Genomic DNA, 20,300 nt, shown 5'->3' with positions numbered 1-20,300 from the left:
CGCGCTACAGTCCGGGCCATGCAAGCACCGCACCCCGCCGCCGCCCAGCCCCCCGCCATGCTGCTCGCCGCCGGGCGCGGTGAGCGCATGCGCCCGCTGACCGATACCTGCCCCAAGCCGCTGCTGCCCGTGCAGGGCCGCCCGCTGCTGGAGTGGCATTTGCGCGCCTTGCAGCAGGCGGGCGTGGCGCGCGGGGTCATCAACACCGCCTGGTTGGGTGAGCAGATTTCAAGCCATTTTGGCCTCCAGCCCTTATTGGATAAGCACAGGCAGCTATCAATTTCATACTCGCATGAGGGTGAAGACTTTGGCCGCGCGCTGGAGACGGCGGGTGGCATCGCCCGTGCCCTGCCGCAGTTGGGCGACGTGTTCTGGCTCGCGGCAGGCGACGTGTTTGCGCCCGACTTCACGTTCGACCCCGCCGCCGCGCAAGCTTTCGCCGCCAGCGGCCACCTGGCCCACCTGTGGCTGGTGCCCAACCCGGCGCACCACCCGCGCGGCGACTTCGGCCTGTCGGCGGACGGTCTGGCGCTGAACCTGCCTGCGAGCGACCCCGCGCCGCGCTACACCTACAGCACCATCGCGCTGCTGCGCGCCGCGCTGTTCGCGCCGCCGTGGTGCGGCATACCGCCCGGCAATCCGCAGGGCGTGGCCGCGCCGCTCGCGCCGCTGCTGCGCGCCGCGATGGATGCGGGCCGCGTCACCGCGCAGCTCTACACGGGCCGCTGGACGGACGTGGGCACGCCCGAGCGCCTGGCCCAGCTCAACGCGGCGCCGCAGGCTCCACGCTGATCGGCGGGCCGTTCTCGCAGTTGCGCAACATCCACTGGCTGGGCAGAAAGCGCGCCTGTGGCCCATCGGGCGCGGGCTTGCCCAGCTCGGCCTGCACGTCGTAGGGAATGTGCGGCACCTGAAAGACGGCGATCTGGCCCTTCTTGCACGCCAGCGCGGGCACCAGCTTGTGCAGCTCCCAGGCCTGGCTGGCGCTGTTGAAGCGATACACCGGGCCCACGGACTGGTCGCGCGCCAGCTCCACGCGCGCGGGCACCGTCTGCATCGCGCTGGCCCACACGCCCGCGACCTCCACCGGCTGCGCGAAGCGCACCGCTTCCAGTCCGTGCAGCGCCAGTGGGCGGTCAGGCTCGCCCTTGTCGAACGGGTCCTTGCGGTTGATCAGGCTGCCCTGGGGGATGAGCAGTTCGCCGTACTGGTAGTCGCGCGGCAGCACGAAGCGCTCGCGCCCGGCGCGCACCACGGCGCCGTCCTGCCGCGCCTGGTGGGCGCTGTGGTCCAGGTACAGGTTGAGCAGCAGCAGCGCCATGCCCACGCCCGCCACGCCGCACAGCGCCTGCAGCGCGCGCGGGGCCAGCAGCCACTTTTGCGGCGCGCGGAAGGCGCGGACGTACAGCGCATAGAGCACCAGCAGCGCCGTCAGCACCAGGCCGGTCAGCGGGATGAGGGCCGTCCAGATGAAATGCAGCAAAGACGAAAGAAAGACAGGCATGCATGCTCCACAATGCGCGGATGATCCCACACCAGCCCCTCTACGCCCAACGCCGCGCCCGCCTTGCCGCCCAACTGGGTGAAGGCGGCATCGCCATCATCCCCACCGCGCCGGAGCGCCAGCGCAACCGCGACAGCGACTTTCTGTACCGGCACGACAGCTACTTCTACTACCTGACGGGCTTCACCGAGCCCGGCGCCTGCCTGGTGCTCACGGCCGAGGGCGCGGCCACGCTGTTCTGCCAGCCCAAGGACCTGGAGCGCGAGATCTGGGACGGCTACCGCCTCGGCCCCGAGGCCGCCGTTAGCGCGCTGGGTGTGCAGGCCGCGCACTCGTCCGTCACGCTCGATGCACAACTGCCCCGCCTGCTGGAGAACCGCGCGAGCGTCTGGTACCCCTTCGCCACCCACGCCGGCCTGGCCGCCCGCGTGGACGGCTGGCTGAACGCCGTGCGCGCCCGCGTGCGCTACGGCGCGCTGTGCCCCGCCGTGCAGAACGACCTGTGTACGCCGCTCGACGAAATGCGCCTGATCAAAGACGCGCACGAGCAGGACGTGATGCGCCGCGCCAGCGCCATCAGCGCCCAGGCCCACATCCGCGCCATGCAGCGCAGCGCCCGCATGCTGCGCGCGGGCCAGGACGTGTACGAATACCACCTGGACGCCGAGCTGCTGCACGCCTTCCGCGAGGCCGGTTCGCAGTACCCGGCCTACGGCTCCATCGTCGCCGCCGGGGCCAACGCCTGCGTGCTGCACTACCGCGCCGACGCCGCCCCCGTGCGCGCGGGCGAGCTGGTGCTGATCGACGCGGGCTGCGAGCTGGACGGCTACGCCAGCGACATCACCCGCACCTTCCCGGCCAACGGCCAATTCACCGGCCCCCAGCGCGCCCTGTACGACCTGGTGCTGGCCAGCCAGGACGCCGCCGTCGCCGCCACCAAGGCCGGTGCGCGCTTCAACGACCCGCACGACGCCACTGTGGCCGTGCTCGCCCAGGGCATGCTGGACCTGGGCCTGCTCGACAGGAACAAGGTGGGCACGGTGCAGGACGTGATCGACAGCCGCGCCTACTTCCAGTTCTACATGCACCGCACCGGCCACTGGCTGGGCATGGACGTACACGACTGCGGCAGCTACGTCGAGCCCACCGAAGTCGGCCAGACCAGCGAGCGGCGCGACCCGCTGTCGGGCGAGACCATCACCAACCGCCCCAGCCGCATCCTGCGGCCCGGCATGGTGCTCACCATCGAGCCCGGCATCTACGTGCGCCCCGCGCCGGGCGTGCCCGAGGCGTTCCACCACATCGGCATCCGCATTGAGGACGACGCCATCGTCACCGACACCGGCTGCGAACTCATCACGCGCGGCGTGCCCGTGCAGGCCGACGAGATCGAGGCGTTGATGCGCTGAGTGGCCTGCGCCCGGTAACCTGCTGGTAACCGCTTTCTGTGAGAATTGAAATTCGATTACATCCACCGAAAGCAGAAAGAGAGACAAGCCATGCCGCCACGCCGCGCCACCAAGATCGTCGCCACCCTGGGCCCCGCATCGAGCGACCCGGCGCTGCTGGAGGCCATGATCCGGGCCGGGGTCAACGTGGTGCGGCTGAACTTCAGCCACGGCAAGGCGCAGGACCACATCGACCGCGCCGCCACCGTGCGCGCCGCCGCCCAGCGGGCCGGGCGCGAGGTGGCGATCATGGCCGACCTGCAGGGGCCGAAGATCCGCGTCGGCAAGTTCGCCGAAGGCAAGGTGTGGCTGGAGCCGGGCGCGCAGTTCGTGCTGGACGCCTCGCGCACCGAGCCGGGCGACCTGCAGGGCGTGGGCCTGGACTACAAGGAGCTGCCGCGCGACGTGAAAGCGGGCGACGTGCTGCTGCTCAACGACGGCCTCATCGTGCTCACGGTGGACGCCGTGCGCGGCGAGGCCGTGCACACCACGGTGAAGGTGGGTGGCGAGCTGTCCAACAACAAGGGCATCAACAAGAAGGGCGGCGGCCTGACCGCGCCCGCGCTCACCGCCAAGGACATGGAAGACATCCGCACGGCGATGAGCTTCCAGGCCGACTACGTGGCGGTGAGCTTTCCCAAGAACGCGACCGACATGGAGATGGCGCGCCAGTTGTGCAACGTGGCGGCGTCGGAGTTCCGCCACCGGCCGGGGCTGATCGCAAAAATAGAGCGGGCCGAGGCCATCCCGCACCTCGAATCCATCCTGCGCGTGAGCGACGGCATCATGGTCGCGCGCGGCGACCTGGCCGTGGAAGTGGGCAACGCGGCCGTGCCCGCGCTGCAGAAGAAGATGATCCGCATGGCGCGCGAGCTGGACAAGGTGGTCATCACCGCCACGCAGATGATGGAGAGCATGATCACCAACCCCGTGCCCACGCGCGCCGAGGTCAGCGACGTGGCGAACGCCGTGCTGGACGGCACGGACGCGGTGATGCTGAGCGCCGAGACGGCGGCGGGCAAGTACCCGCTGGAGACGGTGGAAGAAATGGCGACCATCTGCGCCGCCGCCGAGGCCGCCGAGGACCACCACCTGGACGCCGACTTCACGGGCCAGACCTTCGGCCGCATCGACCAGTCCATCGCCATGGGCGCGCTGTTCACGGCGCACCACCTGGGCGCCAAGGCCATCGTGGCGATGACCGACAGCGGCGCCACGGCGCTGTGGATGAGCCGCCACAGCATCCGCATCCCCATCTACGCGCTGACCCCCAAGGTCGCCACGCAGCGCAAGATGGCGATGTACCGCAACGTGCGCCCCCTGCTCATGGACACCAGCGCCGACCGCGACACGGCCCTCACGCAGGCCGAGGGCCACCTCAAGACCCGCAACATCGTGCAGAAGGGCGACGTGTACGCCATCACCTGCGGCGAGCCCATGGGAGCGCCGGGGGGCACCAACATGCTCAAGATTTGCGTGGCGGGCTGAACGGGGCGTGCAGAGGATTCATGGGCATGGCTGGTTAAAATTGCGGGTTACCAAGCGGTTACCGCCGCGATTTCCCCGCACCTTCCCCACCAGAACGGATACACGCCATGCCCCTCGTCTCGATGCGCGAACTGCTCGACCACGCCGCCGCCAACAGCTACGGCATTCCCGCCTTCAACGTCAACAACCTGGAGCAGGTCCAGGCCGTGATGGCCGCCGCCGACGAGGTGGGCGCGCCGGTCATCCTGCAGGCCAGCGCGGGGGCGCGCAAGTACGCGGGCGAGCCCTTCATCAAGCACCTGATCCAGGCGGCCTGCGAAGCCTTCCCGCACATCCCGCTGGTCATGCACCAGGACCACGGCACCAGCCCCAAGGTGTGCGAGGGCGCCATCAACCTGGGCTTCGGCTCGGTGATGATGGACGGCTCGCTGATGGAGGACGGCAAGACGCCGTCGAGCTTCGACTACAACGTGGACGTGACGCGCCGCGTGGTGGAGATGGCGCACAAGGTGGGCGTCACCGTCGAGGGCGAACTGGGCTGCCTGGGCAACCTGGAGACCGGCGATGCGGGCGAGGAGGACGGCATTGGCGCGGCGGGCAAGCTCGACCACAGCCAGATGCTCACCGACCCCGAGGAAGCCGCCGTCTTCGTCAAGGCCACGCAGCTCGACGCGCTGGCGATTGCCATCGGCACCAGCCACGGCGCCTACAAGTTCAGCCGCAAGCCCACGGGGGACATCCTGGCGATCAGCCGCGTGAAGGAAATCCACCAGCGCATCCCCAACACCCACCTGGTGATGCACGGCTCCTCGTCCGTGCCCGCCGAGCTGTTGGCGATCATCAACCAGTACGGCGGCAAGATGAAGGAAACCTACGGCGTGCCGGTCGAGGAAATCCAGGAAGCCATCAAGCACGGCGTGCGCAAGATCAACATCGACACCGACATCCGCCTGGCCATGACCGGCGCCGTGCGCAAGTTCCTGGCCGAGAACCCCGACAAGTTCGACGCGCGCGAATGGCTCAAGCCCGCCCGCGAGGCCGCCAAGGCCGTGTGCAAGCAGCGCTACCTGGAGTTCGGCTGCGAAGGCCAGGGTGCCAAGATCAAGGGCCGCAGCCTGGACGAAGTGGCCCGGCTATACGCCTCCGGCGCGCTCGCCCAGGTGGTGAACTGAGGCAGCGCCCACCCGCCCGAGCCCGGCCCCGCCGGGCTTTTTTGCGGGTGGCCTCGCCGGGGCTGGGGAGTTCCCCCTACAGGCCCCGGAAAGCGGGCGGTGTGTGAAATTCTTCATGTAAGCTTGCGGTCAGTTTTAAGCGCCGACAAGTTCACCGACGACTCCTACAGGCCCGCCGCGCTGCGGACGCTTGCTCCGCCAAGAAAGACAGCGGCGCGGCTCCGGATGGAGCCGACGGCAAGCCTTGCAAAAGATCACGACACTTCGAGGAGACCTTTCATGCAGACGATAAGCCCCCCCCCGCAGCGCATCGGCGTGCCCAGGGAAACCTTCCCGCTGGAAAAGCGTGTCGCCACCGTGCCCGACGTGGTGGAGAAACTGGTCAAGCTGGGCTTCACGGTCGCCGTGGAGTCCGGTGCGGGAGATGCCGCCAACTTCAGCGATGACGCGTACCGCGCCGCCGGGGCCGAGATCGTCGAAGGCGCAGCGCAGCTCTGGGCCGGATCGGACATCGTGCTCAAGGTGCGCCCGCCGAGCAGCGACGAGGTGGCGCTGATGCGCGAAGGCGGCACGTTGGTCGGCTTCGTCTGGCCCGCGCAGAACCCCGGGTTGATGGAGCAGCTCGCGGCCAAGAAGGCCACGGTGCTCGCCATCGACTGCCTGCCGCGCACGCTCTCCCGCGCGCAGAAGATGGATGCGCTCACGTCCACGGCGGGCGTCTCGGGCTACCGCGCCGTCATCGAGGCGGCCAATGCCTTTGGCCGCTACTTCAACGGCCAGATCACGGCGGCGGGCAAGGTGCCTCCGGCCAAGGTATTCATCGCCGGTGCGGGCGTGGCGGGCCTCGCGGCCATCGGCACGGCGGCCAACCTGGGCGCCATCGTGCGCGCCAACGACACGCGCGCCGAGGTGGCCGACCAGGTCAAGTCGCTGGGCGGCGAGTTCGTCAAGGTGGACTACGAGGAAGACGGCTCGGGCGGCGGCGGTTACGCCAAGGTGATGAGCGAGGGCTTCCAGGCCGCGCAGCGCAAGATGTACGCCGAGCAGGCCAAGGACGCGGACATCATCATCACCACCGCGCTGATCCCCGGCAAACCCGCACCCAAGCTCATCACCGCCGAGATGGTGCAGAGCATGAAGCCCGGCAGCGTGATCGTGGACATGGCCGCCGAGCAGGGCGGCAACTGCGAGCTGACCGTGCCCGGCGAGGCCGTGGTGCGCCATGGCGTGACCATCATCGGCTACACCGACCTGGCCTCGCGCCTGGCCAAGCAGTCCTCGACCCTGTACGCCACCAACCTGCTGCGCCTGACGGAAGAACTGTGCAAGACCAAGGACGGCGTGGCCGTGGTCAACATGGAAGACGACGCCATCCGGGGCCTGACCGTGGTCAAGGACGGCGCCATCACCTGGCCCGCGCCGCCGCTCAAGCAGGCTCCGGCGCCTGCGCCCAAGGCCGCCGCCGCGCCCGTGGAGCAGAAGAAGGGCGGCCACGGCCATGGCAGCACGGGCCCGCTGCCCGCCAAGACGCTGGCCATCATCTTCGCCGTCGCGGCCGTGGCCTTCTGGTTCATCGGCGCCTTCGCGCCCGCAGCCTTCCTGGGCCACTTCACGGTGTTCGTGCTCGCCTGCTTCATCGGCTACATGGTGGTGTGGAACGTCACCCCCGCGCTGCACACGCCGCTGATGAGCGTGACCAACGCCATCTCCAGCATCATCGCCATCGGCGCGCTGGTGCAGATCGCGCCGCCCGAAGCGGGGCTGAATGGCAGGCCCGACGGGCTGATCCTGTGGCTGGCCTTTGCCGCCATCGTGCTCACGGCCATCAACATGTTCGGCGGCTTCGCCGTCACGCGCCGCATGCTGGCCATGTTCCGCAAGTAAATAAATAAACGATAACGAGGAGAACGGAACATGTCCCAAAGCCTTGCAACGGTGGCCTATCTCGGCGCCGCCATCCTTTTCATCCTGAGCCTGGGCGGGCTCTCCAACCCCGAGACCTCGCGCCGGGGCAACCTGTTCGGCATGATCGGCATGGCGCTGGCCGTGCTGGCCACGGTGTTCGGCCCGCGCGTGGGCAGCACCGGCATCGCCTGGATCGTCGGCGCGCTGGTGATCGGCGGCGGCATCGGCCTGTACGCGGCCAAGGTCGTGAAGATGACGCAGATGCCCGAGCTGGTCGCGCTCATGCACAGCCTGGTGGGCCTGGCGGCCTGCCTGGTGGGTTTTGCCAGCTACGTCGATACGTCGATCCAACTGCAGGGCGCCGAGAAGCTCATCCACGAGGTGGAGATCTACGTCGGCATCCTGATCGGCGCCGTCACGTTCAGCGGCTCGCTCATCGCCTTCGGCAAGCTCAACGGCAAGATCGGCGGCAAGCCGCTGCTGCTGCCCGGTCGCCACTGGCTCAACCTCGTCGCGCTGCTGGTCGTGATCTGGTTCGGGCGCGAGTTCCTGCGCGCGGAAACCGTCGCCGACGGCATGCTGCCGCTGGTCGTGATGACCGTCATCGCGCTGCTGTTCGGCATCCACATGGTGATGGCCATCGGCGGCGCCGACATGCCGGTGGTCGTGTCCATGCTCAACAGCTACTCGGGCTGGGCGGCCGCCGCCACGGGCTTCATGCTCTCCAACGACCTGCTGATCGTCACCGGCGCGCTGGTGGGCTCGTCGGGCGCGATCCTGTCGTACATCATGTGCAACGCGATGAACCGCAACTTCATCAGCGTGATCGCGGGCGGCTTCGGCTCGGGCGCGGGCGCTCCGGCCAAGAAGGGTGATGCTGCCGCCGCGCCGCAGGGCGAGGTGGTGCCCGTCAGCGCCACCGAGACAGCCGAGATGCTGCGCGAATCCAAGAGCGTGATCATCGTGCCGGGCTACGGCATGGCAGTGGCCCAGGCCCAGCACACGGTCAACGAGATCACCAAGACCCTGCGCGACAAGGGCGTCGAGGTGCGCTTCGCCATCCACCCCGTGGCGGGCCGCATGCCCGGCCACATGAACGTGCTGCTGGCCGAGGCCAAGGTGCCCTACGACATCGTGATGGAGATGGACGAGATCAACGAGGACTTCCCCGACACCGACGTGGCCATCGTCATCGGCGCCAACGACATCGTGAACCCTGCGGCGCAGGACGACCCCGAAAGCCCCATCGCGGGCATGCCGGTGCTCGAAGTGTGGAAGGCCAAGACCAGCATCGTGATGAAGCGCTCCATGGCCTCGGGCTATGCGGGCGTGGACAACCCGCTGTTCTACAAGGACAACAACCGCATGCTGTTCGGCGACGCCAAGAAGATGCTCGACGAAGTGCTCGCCGCGCTCAAGGCTTGACGATTTTTTGATAACACCAGGAGACTGAAGTAAATGAACGACCGCATCTGGCTCAAGAGCTACCCGCAGGGCGTGCCCGCCGACATCGACCCCTCGCAGTACCCGTCCCTCGTGGCCCTCATGGACGAGGCGTTCACGAAGTACGCCAGCCGCACCGCCTACAGCTTCATGGGCAAGGACATCACCTATGCCGAGACCGATTCGCTCTCCAGCGCGTTCGCGGCCTACCTGCAGGGCTTGGGCCTGGCCAAGGGCGACCGTGTGGCGGTGATGATGCCCAACGTGCCGCAGTACCCCGTCGCAGTGGCGGCCATCCTGCGCGCGGGCTTCGTGGTGGTCAACGTGAACCCGCTGTACACGGCGCGCGAGCTGGAGCACCAGCTCAAGGACTCCGGCGCCAAGGCCATCGTCATCATCGAGAACTTCGCCACCACGCTGGAGCAGTGCATCGCCAGCACGCCCGTCAAGCACGTGGTGCTGTGCTCCATGGGCGACCAGCTTGGGCTGCTCAAGGGCGCGCTCGTCAACTACGTGGTGCGCAACGTCAAGAAGATGGTGCCCGCCTACAACCTGCCGGGCGCCGTGCGCTTCAACGACGCGGTCGCCAAGGGCACGCGCGGCGCGTTCAAGAAGCCCGACATCAAGCCCGACGACATCGCGCTGCTGCAATACACCGGCGGCACCACGGGCGTGAGCAAGGGCGCCGTGCTGCTGCACCGCAACGTGATCGCCAACGTGCTGCAGTCCGAGGCCTGGAACGACCCTGTGATGAAACAGGTGCCCGCCGGCGAGCAGCCCACGGCCGTGTGCGCGCTGCCGCTGTACCACATCTTCGCGTTCACCGTGAACATGATGCTGAGCATGCGCACGGGCGGCAAGACCATCCTGATCCCCAACCCGCGCGACCTGCCCGCCGTGCTCAAGGAGCTGTCCAAGCACACCTTCCACAGTTTCCCGGCCGTGAACACGCTGTTCAACGGCCTCGCCAACCACCCCGACTTCAACACCGTCAACTGGAAGAACCTCAAGGTCGCCGTGGGCGGCGGCATGGCCGTGCAGGGCGCCGTCGCCAAGCTCTGGCTGGAGAAGACCGGCTGCCCGATCTGCGAGGGCTACGGCCTGTCGGAGACCAGCCCGTCGGCAAGCTGCAACCCGGTGACGGGCAAGGAATTCACCGGCACCATCGGCGTGCCCCTGCCCAGCACCTGGATGAAGCTGCTGGACGACGACGGCCGCGAGGTCACGGCCTTCGGCCAGCCCGGCGAGATCGCCATCAAGGGCCCGCAGGTGATGGCGGGCTACTGGCAGCGCCCCGACGAGACCGCCAAGGTCATGACCGAGGACGGCTACTTCAAGTCCGGCGACATCGGCGTGATGGACGAGCGCGGCTACTTCAAGGTCGTGGACCGCAAGAAGGACATGGTGCTGGTCAGCGGCTTCAACGTCTATCCGAACGAGGTCGAGGACGTGGTCGCCAAGCTGCCCGGCGTGCTCGAATGCGCGGTGGTGGGCGTGCCCGACGAGAAGACCGGCGAGGCCGTGAAGCTCGTCATCGTGAAGAAGGACCCCGCGCTCACCGAGGCCCAGGTCAAGGAGTTCTGCCGCGCCGAACTCACGGGCTACAAGCAGCCCCGCGTGATCGAGTTCCGCACCGAGCTGCCCAAGACGCCCGTGGGCAAGATCCTGCGCCGCGAGCTGCGCGACAAGAAGTGACGGCCATGGTGGCACGGCCCGGCATGCTGTGGGCCTGGGGTGCCAACCACCTCGGCCACCTGGGCGCGGGCCCCGGCTTCGACCAGCCCGCCCCGCGGCCCGTGCCCGGGCTGCCGCCCGTGCGCGCCGTGTGCGCCAACGCATCCGCCGTGCTGGCGCTGGACGGCCAGGGGCGCGTCTGGAGCTGGGGCTGGAACACCGGCGGTCTGCTGGGCCGGGGCCGCCCGGCCGATGAAAAGCCGTACTGGCTGCCCACCGTGCTGCGCGACATGGGGCACCGCAACCTCGACCCGCTGGGCAACCCGCCCGATGCCGCCGAGCCAGGCGGTGAAGACGAAGCCTTTGATGAAGAACTCCAGGCCCTGCTGGGCAGCATCCCGGTGCAGGTATCGCCCGCGCCGGTGATGGAAGGCGTCTGCACCCCTGGCCTCGTCGCGGGCTTGCCGCCAGTGGTGCAACTGGCGATCAGCAAGGACAACGGCTTCGCGCTGGACGCGGACGGCGGCGTCTGGGCCTGGGGCGCTGGCGGCCGCATGGGAATCCCTTTGCCCAAGGGCTTCGCCATGCCCGAGCCGGTGCCCACGCCCGTGCGCGTGGCTGGCCTGCCGCCCGTGCGCGCCATCGCGGCGCACCCGGAAGGCGATGCCATCTACGCGCTGGATGCGCAGGGTGTGCTGTGGTCCTGGGGCAATGGGTACGAGGGCGCTTTAGGGCAAGGCAAGCGGCGCGTGGACCCGGTGCCCGCGCCCGTGGAAGGCCTGGGGCCGGTCCGCTCGGTCCACGCCCTGGCCGATGCGGCGCTGGCCGTGCTGGAAGATGGCCGGGTCTTCGGCTGGGGCTCCGCCGAGAGCGGCGTGGGCTTCGAGGCCCCCCGCAAGAACACCTGGCGCGTGCCGGCCCCCGTGCCCGTGGCCGGGCTGCCCGGACCCGTGCGCGGCCTGTGGACGGGCCCGGGACTCGCGGTCTATCGGCTGGAAGATGGATCGACCCTCGCCTGCGGGCAGGGCCTGCGCGGCATGCGCCCCGACAGCCCGGACGAACCGCCGCGCGCGCCGCAGCGCCAGCCGGACCTCGACCGCTTCACGGACTTCTACCTGGGCGATCACCACGGCTTCGCGGTCGATGGCGCGGGCGCGGCGCATGGCTTTGGCCGCGTCGCCAGCGGCGCGCTGGGCCAGGGCGAAACCGACGCCGACCTGCTGCGCGGCTGGACGCCCATTGCCGCGCTGCCGCACCCCGTGCACGCGCTGGCGGCGGCGGGCCATTCCTCGCTGGCGGTCTGCACCGCGGGATGACCGCCTGATACTCTGTTTTTGATAGCTGCTGGCGCTTTTCCAGCAAGCGCTAGAGGCCAAAAAGGCTTGAAGCCCTGGGGCCGGGTCGCTGCCGTAAACCCTTAGTCGGGGAGCCTTCGGATTTGCGGCATCATCCAGCCCCATGCTGCGCTTTCTCTTTACGCGCGTCAGCTTGCTCATCCCCACGTTTTTCGGGATGACCTTGCTGGCGTTTTTTTTGATCCGTCTGGTGCCGGGCGACCCCATCCAGAACATGGCGGGCGAGCGGGGCATCGACGCCGCGCGCCACGCGGCCCTGCTGGCGGAGTACGGGCTGGACAAGCCCGTGCTCACGCAATACGGCATCTACATCGGCCGCGTGCTGCAGGGCGACCTGGGCAAGTCCCTCATCACCCAGGTGCCGGTGCTCGACGAGTTCCTGGCGCTGTTCCCCGCCACCATCGAGCTGGCCCTGTGCGCCATCGCGTTCGCGCTGCTGCTGGGCATTCCGGCGGGCATCATCGCGGCGGTCAAGCGCAACTCGTGGTTCGACCACGGGGTGATGACCATCTCGCTGACCGGCTACTCCATGCCCATCTTCTGGTGGGGGCTGCTGCTCATCATGTTCTTCTCGGTGCAGCTCGGGCTCACGCCCGTGTCGGGGCGCATGGACGTGATGCACTACGTGGAGCCGGTCACGGGCTTTTTGCTGCTCGACGCGCTGATGGCGGGCGAGACGGACGCCTTCTTCTCCGCGCTCAAGCACCTGATCTTGCCCGCCATCGTGCTCGGCACCAACCCGCTGGCCGTGGTGGCGCGCATGACGCGCTCGGCCATGCTGGAAGTGCTGGGCGAGGACTACATCCGCACGGCGCGCGCCAAGGGCCTGTCGGGCTTTCGCGTGGTGGCGCTGCACGCGCTGCGCAATGCGCTCATCCCCGTCGTCACCGTCATCGGGTTGCAGGTGGGCGTGCTGTTCACCGGCGCCATCCTGACCGAAACCATCTTCTCCTGGCCCGGCGTGGGCAAGTGGCTCATCGAGGCCATCAACCGGCGCGACTACCCCGTGCTGCAAGGCGGCATGCTGCTGCTGGGCGTGGTGGTGATGGTGGTCAACCTGCTGGTGGACGTGGCCTACGGCGTCATCAACCCGCGCGTGCGCAAGCATTGACGGATGGATTCCATGAATACGACCACCGTGAGCACCACGGCCCCCACGCCCCCCGGCCCGCTGCGCGAGTTCTGGCGCGCTTTCTCTGCCAACAAGGGCGCGGTGTTCGGCCTCGCCGTGGTGTGTGCGCTGCTGCTGCTGGCCCTGTTCGCGCCGTTCGTCGCGCCGCACTCGCCCGACCAGACCAACAGCGCCGCCTTCTTGAAGCCCCCGTTCTGGCAAGCGGGCGGCTCCACCACCTACCTGCTGGGCACCGACGCCATCGGGCGCGACATCCTCTCGCGGCTGATCCATGGCGCGCGGCTGTCGCTGTCCATCGGCGTGGCGGTGGTGGTGCTGGCGCTCATCGTGGGCGTGGCGCTGGGGCTGGTCGCGGGCTTCTACCGGGGCGTGCTGGAGATCGCCATCATGCGCGTGATGGACATCATCCTCACGCTGCCCAGCCTGCTGCTGGCGATCGTGATCGTCGCCATCCTCGGCCCCGGCCTCGTCAACGCCATGCTGGCGGTGGCCGTGGTGGTGCTGCCGCACTACGTGCGCATCACGCGCGCGGCGGTCATCAGCGAGGTGTCCAAGGACTACGTGACGGCGGCGCGCATCAGCGGCGCGGGCACGCTGCGGCTGATGTTCAGCGAGGTGCTGCCCAACTGCGCCGCGCCGCTCATCGTGCAGGCGTCGCTGGGCGTGTCCTCGGCCATCCTGGACGCGGCGGCGCTGGGCTTTCTGGGCCTGGGCGCGCAGCCGCCATCGCCCGAGTGGGGCACCATGCTGGCCGACGCGCGCGAGTTCGTCATGCGCGCCTGGTGGGTCGTCACCCTGCCGGGCCTGATGATCGTGGTGGCGGTGCTGGCATTCAACTTGCTGGGCGACGGCCTGCGCGACGCGCTCGACCCCAAGCTGAAGCGGTGAACGGGGTACACACGATGGCATTGCTTGAAATCGACAACCTGCACGTAGAGTTCCCCACCCAGGGGGCCGTGATGCACGCCGTGGACGGCCTCAGCCTGCGCCTGGATGAAGGCGAGGTGCTGGGCATCGTGGGTGAATCCGGCTCGGGCAAGAGCGTCACCATGATGGCGCTGATGGGCCTCATCGGCTACCCAGGCCGGGTGCGGGCCGACCGGCTGCGCTTCGCGGGCCACGACCTGCTGGGCTTGTCCGACCGCCAGCGGCGCGGCCTGGTGGGCAAGGACGTGGCGATGATCTTTCAGGACCCGACCACCAGCCTGAACCCCTGCTTCACCATCGGCTTCCAGCTCATGGAAGTGCTGCGCCTGCACCTGAAGCTCGACAAGGCCGCCGCCAAGAAGCGCGCCACCGAGCTGCTGGAGCAGGTGGGCATTCCCGCCGCCAGCTCGCGGCTGAACGACTACCCGCACCAGATGTCCGGCGGCATGAACCAGCGCGTGATGATCGCCATGGCGATCGCCTGCAACCCGCGCCTGCTGATCGCGGACGAACCCACCACGGCGCTGGACGTGACCATCCAGGCGCAGATCCTCGACCTGCTGCGCAACCTGCAAAAAGAGCGCGGCATGGCGCTGGTGCTCATCACGCACAACATGGGCGTGGTGCAGGAGATGGCGCAGCGCGTGGCCGTGATGTACGCGGGCCAGGTGGCGGAGCAGAGCGCCGTGGCGGGCCTGTTCGCCGCGCCGCGCCACCCCTACACCGAGGCCCTGCTGGCCGCCATGCCCGAGCAGGCGGGGGCGGATGGGCGCTTGTCCACCATCCCCGGCGTGGTGCCCGGCCTGTACGACCGGCCCGCGGGCTGCCTGTTCACGCCGCGCTGCGCTTACGCCACGGCGCGCTGCCAGGCGCAGCGGCCCGAGCTGCGCACCGTGCCCGGCGACGCCCAGGTGCGCTGCCACTACCCGCTGGGCGAGGCCGACCGGCAGGCGCGCATCGAGGCCGATGGCCGCCTGGCGCTGGAGATGGCGGCATGAGCGAACAACAACCAACCCAGCAAGGCGACGTGGTGGTCGAGGCCCAGGACTTGCGGCAGGTCTATACCATCCGCCGCGGCATGCTGAGCGCGCCCGCGCAGTTGCAGGCCGTGGGCGGCGTGTCCTTCACCGTGCGCGCGGGGCGCACGCTGGCCGTGGTGGGCGAATCGGGCTGCGGCAAGTCCACGCTGGCGCGCATGGTGTCGCTGATCGAGACGCCCGCCGCAGGCCGCCTGACGCTGGACGGCACCGACGTGACGCACGCGGGCGCCCAGCAGCGGCAGCAACTGCGCAAGACCGTGCAACTGGTGTTCCAGAACCCCTACGGCTCGCTGAACCCGCGCAAGAAGATCAGCGCCGCGCTGGAAGACCCGCTCGCCATCAACACCCGCCTCGGCAAGGCCGAGCGGGCCGAACGCGCCCGCGCCATGCTGTCCCGCGTGGGCCTGCGGCCCGAGTACGCCGACCGCTACCCGCACATGTTCTCCGGCGGCCAGCGCCAGCGCATCGCCATCGCGCGGGCGCTCATGCTGGCGCCTAAGCTCGTGGTGGCGGACGAGCCCGTGTCCGCGCTCGACGTGTCCATCCAGGCCCAGGTGCTGAACCTGCTGGCCGACCTGCAGGCGCAGCTGGGGCTGGCCTACCTGTTCATCTCGCACGACCTGGCCGTGGTGCGCCACATCGCGCACGACGTGCTGGTGATGTACCTGGGCCATGCGGTGGAGCAGGGGCCGAAGGACAGGATCTTCGCGCAGCCGCTGCACCCCTACACGCAGGCCCTGCTGGCATCCACGCCCGGCCTGGTGACGGGCGGCGCCGCGCCGCGCGAGCGCATCGTGCTCAAGGGCGAGCTGCCCTCGCCGCTCAACCCGCCGCCGGGCTGCGTGTTCTCCACGCGCTGCGCCCACGTCACCGACCGCTGCCGCGCCGAGCGGCCCGTGCAGCGCCTGCTGGACGAACGGCGGGTGGCCTGCCACCATGCGGAAGATTTTTTGGCGTCGGCAACCCGGCAGCCGCTTTTCAACCTGAAGATGAGGAGTCTGTGATGAAAACCACCCCGTCGCGCAAGCGATTCGCCCTGGCCGCCCTGGCCCTGCCCGTGCTGCTGGCCGCTGGCAGCGTCTCGGCCAAGACGCTCGTCTATTGCTCCGAGGGCAGCCCGGAGAACTTCTACCCCGGCGTGAACACCACCGGCACCTCGTTCGACGGCAACGAGCCCATCTACAACCGCCTGGTCGAGTTCGAGCGCGGCGGCACCAAGGTCGTGCCCGGCCTGGCCGAGCGCTGGGACATCTCCGCCGACGGCAAGGAATACACCTTCCACCTGCGCAAGGGCGTGAAGTGGCACAACACCAGCAAGAGCTTCAAGCCCACGCGCGACTTCAACGCCGACGACGTGCTGTTCGCCTTCGAGCGCCAGTGGAAGGAAGACAACCCCTACTTCAAGGTCACCAGCCCCAACCACTCGTACTTCAACGACATGGGCATGCCCAAGCTGCTCGTCTCGGTGGTCAAGGTGAACGACCACACCGTCAAGATCACGCTGAACAAGCCCGAGGCGCCGTTCCTGGCCAACCTGGCCATGCCCTACGCGGCCATCCAGTCCAAGGAATACGCCGACGCGATGCTGAAAGCGGGCACGCCCGAGAAGATCGACCAGGACCCCATCGGCACCGGCCCCTTCTACCTGGTGCAGTACCAGAAGGACGCCGTCATCCGCTACAAGGCGTTCCCTGCGTACTGGGGCGGCAAGGCCAAGCTGGACGACCTGGTCTATGCCATCACGCCTGACGCCTCGGTGCGCTGGGCCAAGCTGCAAAAGGGTGAATGCCATGTCATGCCCTACCCCAACCCGGCTGATTTGGACGCCATCCGCAAGGACCCCAACGTCACCGTGCTGGAGCAGCCCGGCCTGAACGTGGGCTACCTGGCCTTCAACACCACCAAGAAGCCGTTCGACGACGTGCGCGTGCGCAAGGCCATCAGCATGGCGATCGACAAGAAGGCCATCATCGACGGCGTCTATCTGAGCACCGGGGTCGCCGCCAAGAACCCCATCCCGCCCACCATGTGGTCGTACAACGACGCCGTGAAGGACGACCCCTTCGACCCCGCCGCTGCCAAGAAGCTGCTGGCCGAGGCGGGCTACCCCAACGGCCTGACCACCGACCTGTGGGCCATGCCCGTGCAGCGCCCCTACAACCCCAACGCCAAGCGCATCGCCGAGCTGATGCAGGCCGACCTGGCCAAGATCGGCGTCAAGGCCGAGATCAAGTCCTTCGAGTGGGGCGAGTACCGCAAGCGCATGCAGGAGGGCGAGCACCAGATGGGCATGCTGGGCTGGACGGGCGACAACGGCGACCCGGACAACTTCCTCTACACCCTGCTGGGCTGTGCCTCGGCCCAGTCCAACAGCGGCAGCAACGTCGCCAAGTTCTGCCACCAGCCGTATGAAGACCTGGTGGTCAAGGCCAAGACCGCCACCAGCCAGGCCGAGCGCACCGCGCTGTACCAGAAGGCCCAGGTCATCTTCAAGGAGCAGGCGCCCTGGTTCACCATCGCCCACGCCGTGCAGCTCAAGCCCGTGCGCAAGGAAGTGGTGGACTTCAAGCTCAGCCCCTTTGGCCGCCACAACTTCTACGGTGTGGACATCAAGTAACCGACAACGCTTTTGTCTCACCAAGCCCCGGCGCCCCCGGGGCTTTTTTCCATAGGCCGACGATATGACCACCGCCATTCTCAGCGCCTTGCCCGAGGAGCAAGCGGGCCTGCTCGCCGCGCTGGAGCAGCCCCAGCGCGTGGCCCACGCCGGGCGCGCGTTCTGGCGCGGCGCGCTGGGCGGCAAGGACGTGGTGCTGGCGCTGTCGGGCATCGGCAAGGTGGCGGCTGCTACCACGGCCACGGCGGCCATCGAGCGCTTTGGCGCGGCGCGCATCGTCTTCACCGGCGTGGCGGGCGGCGTGGGCGATGGCGTACACGTGGGCGACGTGGTGGTGGCGCGCGACTACCTGCAGCACGACATGGACGCCTCGCCCCTCTTCGCGCGCTGGGAGCTGCCCGGCTACGCCCGCACGCTCGTGGCGTGCGATGCACACTTGTCGGCTCTGCTTTTGGAAGCTGCCAACGATTGTGTGACAAGCGCTGCAGGCCAATTTGGCACCCAATGCGCGGCGCACGGCGTACACCACGGCCTGGTCGCCAGCGGCGACCGCTTCATCGCTGCCGCCGCCGAAGCCATGCACTTGCGCAGCGCCTTGCGCAACGCGGGCCACGACGTGCTGGCGGTAGAGATGGAAGGCGCAGCCGTGGCCCAGGTCTGCCTGGACTACGGCCTGCCGTTCGCGGCGGTGCGCACCATCTCCGACCGCGCCGACGACGATGCGCACGGCGACTTCACGCTGTTCGTGCGCACGGTCGCCAGCCGCTACACCGCGCAGATCGTGCAGGCGCTGGTGCAAAAACTATGAATTTGATAGCTGCTTGCGCTTGCTGGATAAGCGCCAGAGGCCAATTTGGCTTGAAGAATTGATTACTTCAGCCAACCGCGTTTGCGGAAGTACAGCATCGGCCCCACGGCGCTCGCCACCATGAGCGCGATCACATACGGGTAGCCGTACTGCCACTCCAGCTCGGGCATGAACTTGAAGTTCATGCCATACACGCTGGCGATCAGCGTCGGCGGCAGCAGCGCCACGCTCGCCACCGAGAAGATCTTGATGATCTTGTTCTGGTTGATGTTGATGAAACCGACCGTCGCGTCCATCAGGAAGTTGATCTTGTCGAACAGGAACGCCGTGTGGTTGTCCAACGACTCGATGTCGCGCAGGATCTGGCGCGCCTCCTCGAACTGCTCGGCGTTGAGCATCTTGCTGCGCATCATGAAGCTTACGGCGCGGCGCGTGTCCATCACGTTGCGGCGGATGCGACCGTTCAAGTCTTCCTGCCGCGCGATGGCCGACAGCACCTCGCTGGCGCGGGCGTCGGTCACGTCGCCCGCCAGCACCTGGTGGCTCACCGCTTCCAGCTCGTCGTAGATATTCTCCAGCGTGTCGGCGGAGTATTCGGCGTCGGCGTCGAAGAGCTTGAGCAGCACCTCCTTGGCGTCCTCGATCAGCCCCGGCGCGCGGCGTGCGCGCATGCGCAGCAGGCGGAACACGGGCACGTCCTCGTCGTGGATGGAGAACAGCACGCCCCGGCTCTTGAGGTTGGTGTTGTGCTGGTTCAGGATGAAAGCCACGCGCACCGAGCGGGGCTTCTCGTCGTCGTCGATCAGAAAGTCGCTGCGGATGTGCAGCTCGCCGTTGTCTTCCTCGTAGAAGCGGGCGGATTCCTCGATGTCCTCGTCCATCGCATCCTCGGGGATGGACAGGCCGTAGTGCTGCTTGATCCAGCGCTTTTCTTCGAGCGTGGGCGATTCCAGGTCCACCCAGATGGGCTGAAAGCGGGCCAGCTCTTCCAGGGACTCGATCTCTTCCTGGAACAAGCGGCCATTGGCGAGCGTGAAGATGTTGAGCATGGGCTCACTCCCTTGTCTGTGGCGTCGTCTGCGGTGCGGGGTGCGTGGGGTGCTTTCAACCCCCGCAGCGGCTCGCCGGGGAGCTGAAAGCTACCAACTGGGGTAGGTTTCCAAGGTGTTTGTCTCCGTGAGGGAAAGCCCCGGATTATCGCACCGCAACAGTGCGGCGCCGGGGGCTGCGTCAGCCTGCGGCGCGCACGGTGGCGAGGGCGCGGCACAGGTCGGCCCAGGCTGCTGCCTTGCTGTCCTGCTGGCGCAGCAGCACCGCCGGGTCGTAGGTGACGACCGCCGGGCGGCCGTGCAAAACGTGCGGCTCGGCGCGCAGGCGGCCCAGGGGCTCGGCGCGGCCCAGCGCGGCGCGGGCGGGCAGGTGGCCGAGCAGCAGCACCATGGCGGGCTGCACCTGGGCGATGACTGCTGCCAGATCGGGGGCGTTCTCTGCGGGGCCGTGGGGACTGCGCTCCAGCGCGGCGAAGAACACGCGCGGGTGCTGGTGCAGCCGCATGGCGCGCAGCATGTTGTCCAGCAGCCTGCCCGCGTCGCCCGCCAGCGGGTCGGCGGGCGTGGGACTCTCGGCCACGATGAGCCAGCCGCTGCCCAGGCCGGGCGGCGTTTGCGCCGGGTCGGCTGCGGGGTAGAGCGGTAGCGGGGCGTGCAGCCGCAGGGACGGGGCGGCGGGTTGCTCGTTCGCGGCAGGGGCGGGCGCGGGCGCCAGCGGGGCGCGGGCCGCTGCGGGCC

Annotated in this window: 17 protein-coding genes; 14 read left to right on the top strand and 3 right to left on the bottom strand. The window is 68.5% G+C overall.

Annotated elements, in window-relative coordinates:
* The first annotated feature begins 18 nt into the window (after positions 1-18).
* Positions 19-792: a nucleotidyltransferase family protein gene (locus tag QM569_RS12425; RefSeq protein ID WP_414987550.1), complete on the top strand. Its 774-nt coding sequence runs from the start codon at positions 19-21 to the stop codon at positions 790-792.
* Here QM569_RS12425 and QM569_RS12420 read toward each other — a convergent pair.
* Positions 764-1,504, bottom strand: coding sequence for a hypothetical protein (locus QM569_RS12420; RefSeq protein WP_414987549.1), 741 nt, complete (start codon positions 1,502-1,504; stop codon positions 764-766). The two genes, QM569_RS12425 and QM569_RS12420, sit on opposite strands and share 29 nt — an antisense overlap.
* A gap of 20 nt (positions 1,505-1,524) precedes the next feature.
* Here QM569_RS12420 and QM569_RS12415 point away from each other — a divergent pair, with 20 nt between their 5' ends.
* From QM569_RS12415 to QM569_RS12355, 13 genes are all read left to right on the top strand, one after another.
* A complete protein-coding gene (locus QM569_RS12415; RefSeq protein ID WP_414987548.1) occupies positions 1,525-2,913 on the top strand; it encodes an aminopeptidase P N-terminal domain-containing protein in 1,389 nt (462 codons plus the stop codon).
* A gap of 90 nt (positions 2,914-3,003) precedes the next feature.
* The gene (gene pyk / locus QM569_RS12410) at positions 3,004-4,440 is read left to right on the top strand and encodes a pyruvate kinase (protein WP_414987547.1); all 1,437 of its coding nucleotides are present in this window, start codon (positions 3,004-3,006) and stop codon (positions 4,438-4,440) included.
* Positions 4,441-4,547: 107 nt separating this feature from the next.
* The gene (gene fba / locus QM569_RS12405; protein WP_414987546.1) at positions 4,548-5,612 is read left to right on the top strand and encodes a class II fructose-bisphosphate aldolase; all 1,065 of its coding nucleotides are present in this window, start codon (positions 4,548-4,550) and stop codon (positions 5,610-5,612) included.
* Between the two features lie 279 nt (positions 5,613-5,891).
* On the top strand, positions 5,892-7,496 hold the full coding sequence (locus QM569_RS12400) for a Re/Si-specific NAD(P)(+) transhydrogenase subunit alpha (protein WP_414987545.1): 1,605 nt from the start codon (positions 5,892-5,894) through the stop codon (positions 7,494-7,496).
* Between the two features lie 30 nt (positions 7,497-7,526).
* The gene (gene pntB / locus QM569_RS12395) at positions 7,527-8,942 is read left to right on the top strand and encodes a Re/Si-specific NAD(P)(+) transhydrogenase subunit beta (protein WP_414987544.1); all 1,416 of its coding nucleotides are present in this window, start codon (positions 7,527-7,529) and stop codon (positions 8,940-8,942) included.
* A 33-nt stretch (positions 8,943-8,975) separates the two neighbouring features.
* Positions 8,976-10,655 (top strand): long-chain-fatty-acid--CoA ligase, encoded by a 1,680-nt coding sequence (locus QM569_RS12390; protein WP_414987543.1) that lies wholly within the window; start codon positions 8,976-8,978, stop codon positions 10,653-10,655.
* Between the two features lie 5 nt (positions 10,656-10,660).
* On the top strand, positions 10,661-11,950 hold the full coding sequence (locus tag QM569_RS12385) for an RCC1 domain-containing protein (protein ID WP_414987542.1): 1,290 nt from the start codon (positions 10,661-10,663) through the stop codon (positions 11,948-11,950).
* Between the two features lie 142 nt (positions 11,951-12,092).
* A complete protein-coding gene (locus QM569_RS12380; protein ID WP_414987541.1) occupies positions 12,093-13,100 on the top strand; it encodes an ABC transporter permease subunit in 1,008 nt (335 codons plus the stop codon).
* Between the two features lie 12 nt (positions 13,101-13,112).
* On the top strand, positions 13,113-14,009 hold the full coding sequence (locus tag QM569_RS12375; RefSeq protein WP_414987540.1) for an ABC transporter permease subunit: 897 nt from the start codon (positions 13,113-13,115) through the stop codon (positions 14,007-14,009).
* Between the two features lie 14 nt (positions 14,010-14,023).
* Positions 14,024-15,046, top strand: coding sequence for an ABC transporter ATP-binding protein (locus tag QM569_RS12370; RefSeq protein ID WP_414987539.1), 1,023 nt, complete (start codon positions 14,024-14,026; stop codon positions 15,044-15,046).
* Positions 15,043-16,092, top strand: coding sequence for a dipeptide ABC transporter ATP-binding protein (locus tag QM569_RS12365; RefSeq protein ID WP_414987538.1), 1,050 nt, complete (start codon positions 15,043-15,045; stop codon positions 16,090-16,092). Before QM569_RS12370 ends, QM569_RS12365 begins: the two co-directional genes overlap by 4 nt.
* The gene (locus QM569_RS12360) at positions 16,092-17,705 is read left to right on the top strand and encodes an ABC transporter substrate-binding protein (RefSeq protein WP_414987537.1); all 1,614 of its coding nucleotides are present in this window, start codon (positions 16,092-16,094) and stop codon (positions 17,703-17,705) included. The genes QM569_RS12365 and QM569_RS12360 overlap by 1 nt, the downstream gene beginning before the upstream one ends.
* A 64-nt stretch (positions 17,706-17,769) precedes the next feature.
* Entirely contained in the window at positions 17,770-18,513 is a 744-nt protein-coding gene (locus QM569_RS12355; RefSeq protein ID WP_414987536.1) for a 5'-methylthioadenosine/adenosylhomocysteine nucleosidase, read from the top strand.
* A gap of 62 nt (positions 18,514-18,575) precedes the next feature.
* Here QM569_RS12355 and corA read toward each other — a convergent pair whose 3' ends face one another.
* Positions 18,576-19,562: a magnesium/cobalt transporter CorA gene (gene corA, locus QM569_RS12350; protein WP_414987535.1), complete on the bottom strand. Its 987-nt coding sequence runs from the start codon at positions 19,560-19,562 to the stop codon at positions 18,576-18,578.
* Between the two features lie 181 nt (positions 19,563-19,743).
* On the bottom strand, positions 19,744-20,300 hold a 557-nt coding region (locus QM569_RS12345; protein ID WP_414987534.1), incomplete at its 5' end, for a uracil-DNA glycosylase family protein.

Source organism: Acidovorax sp. (assembly GCF_047607405.1).
Lineage (GTDB): Bacteria > Pseudomonadota > Gammaproteobacteria > Burkholderiales > Burkholderiaceae_C > Acidovorax.
Note: the sequence above shows the minus strand (reverse complement) of the source record. Positions and strands in the feature narration are given on the sequence as shown.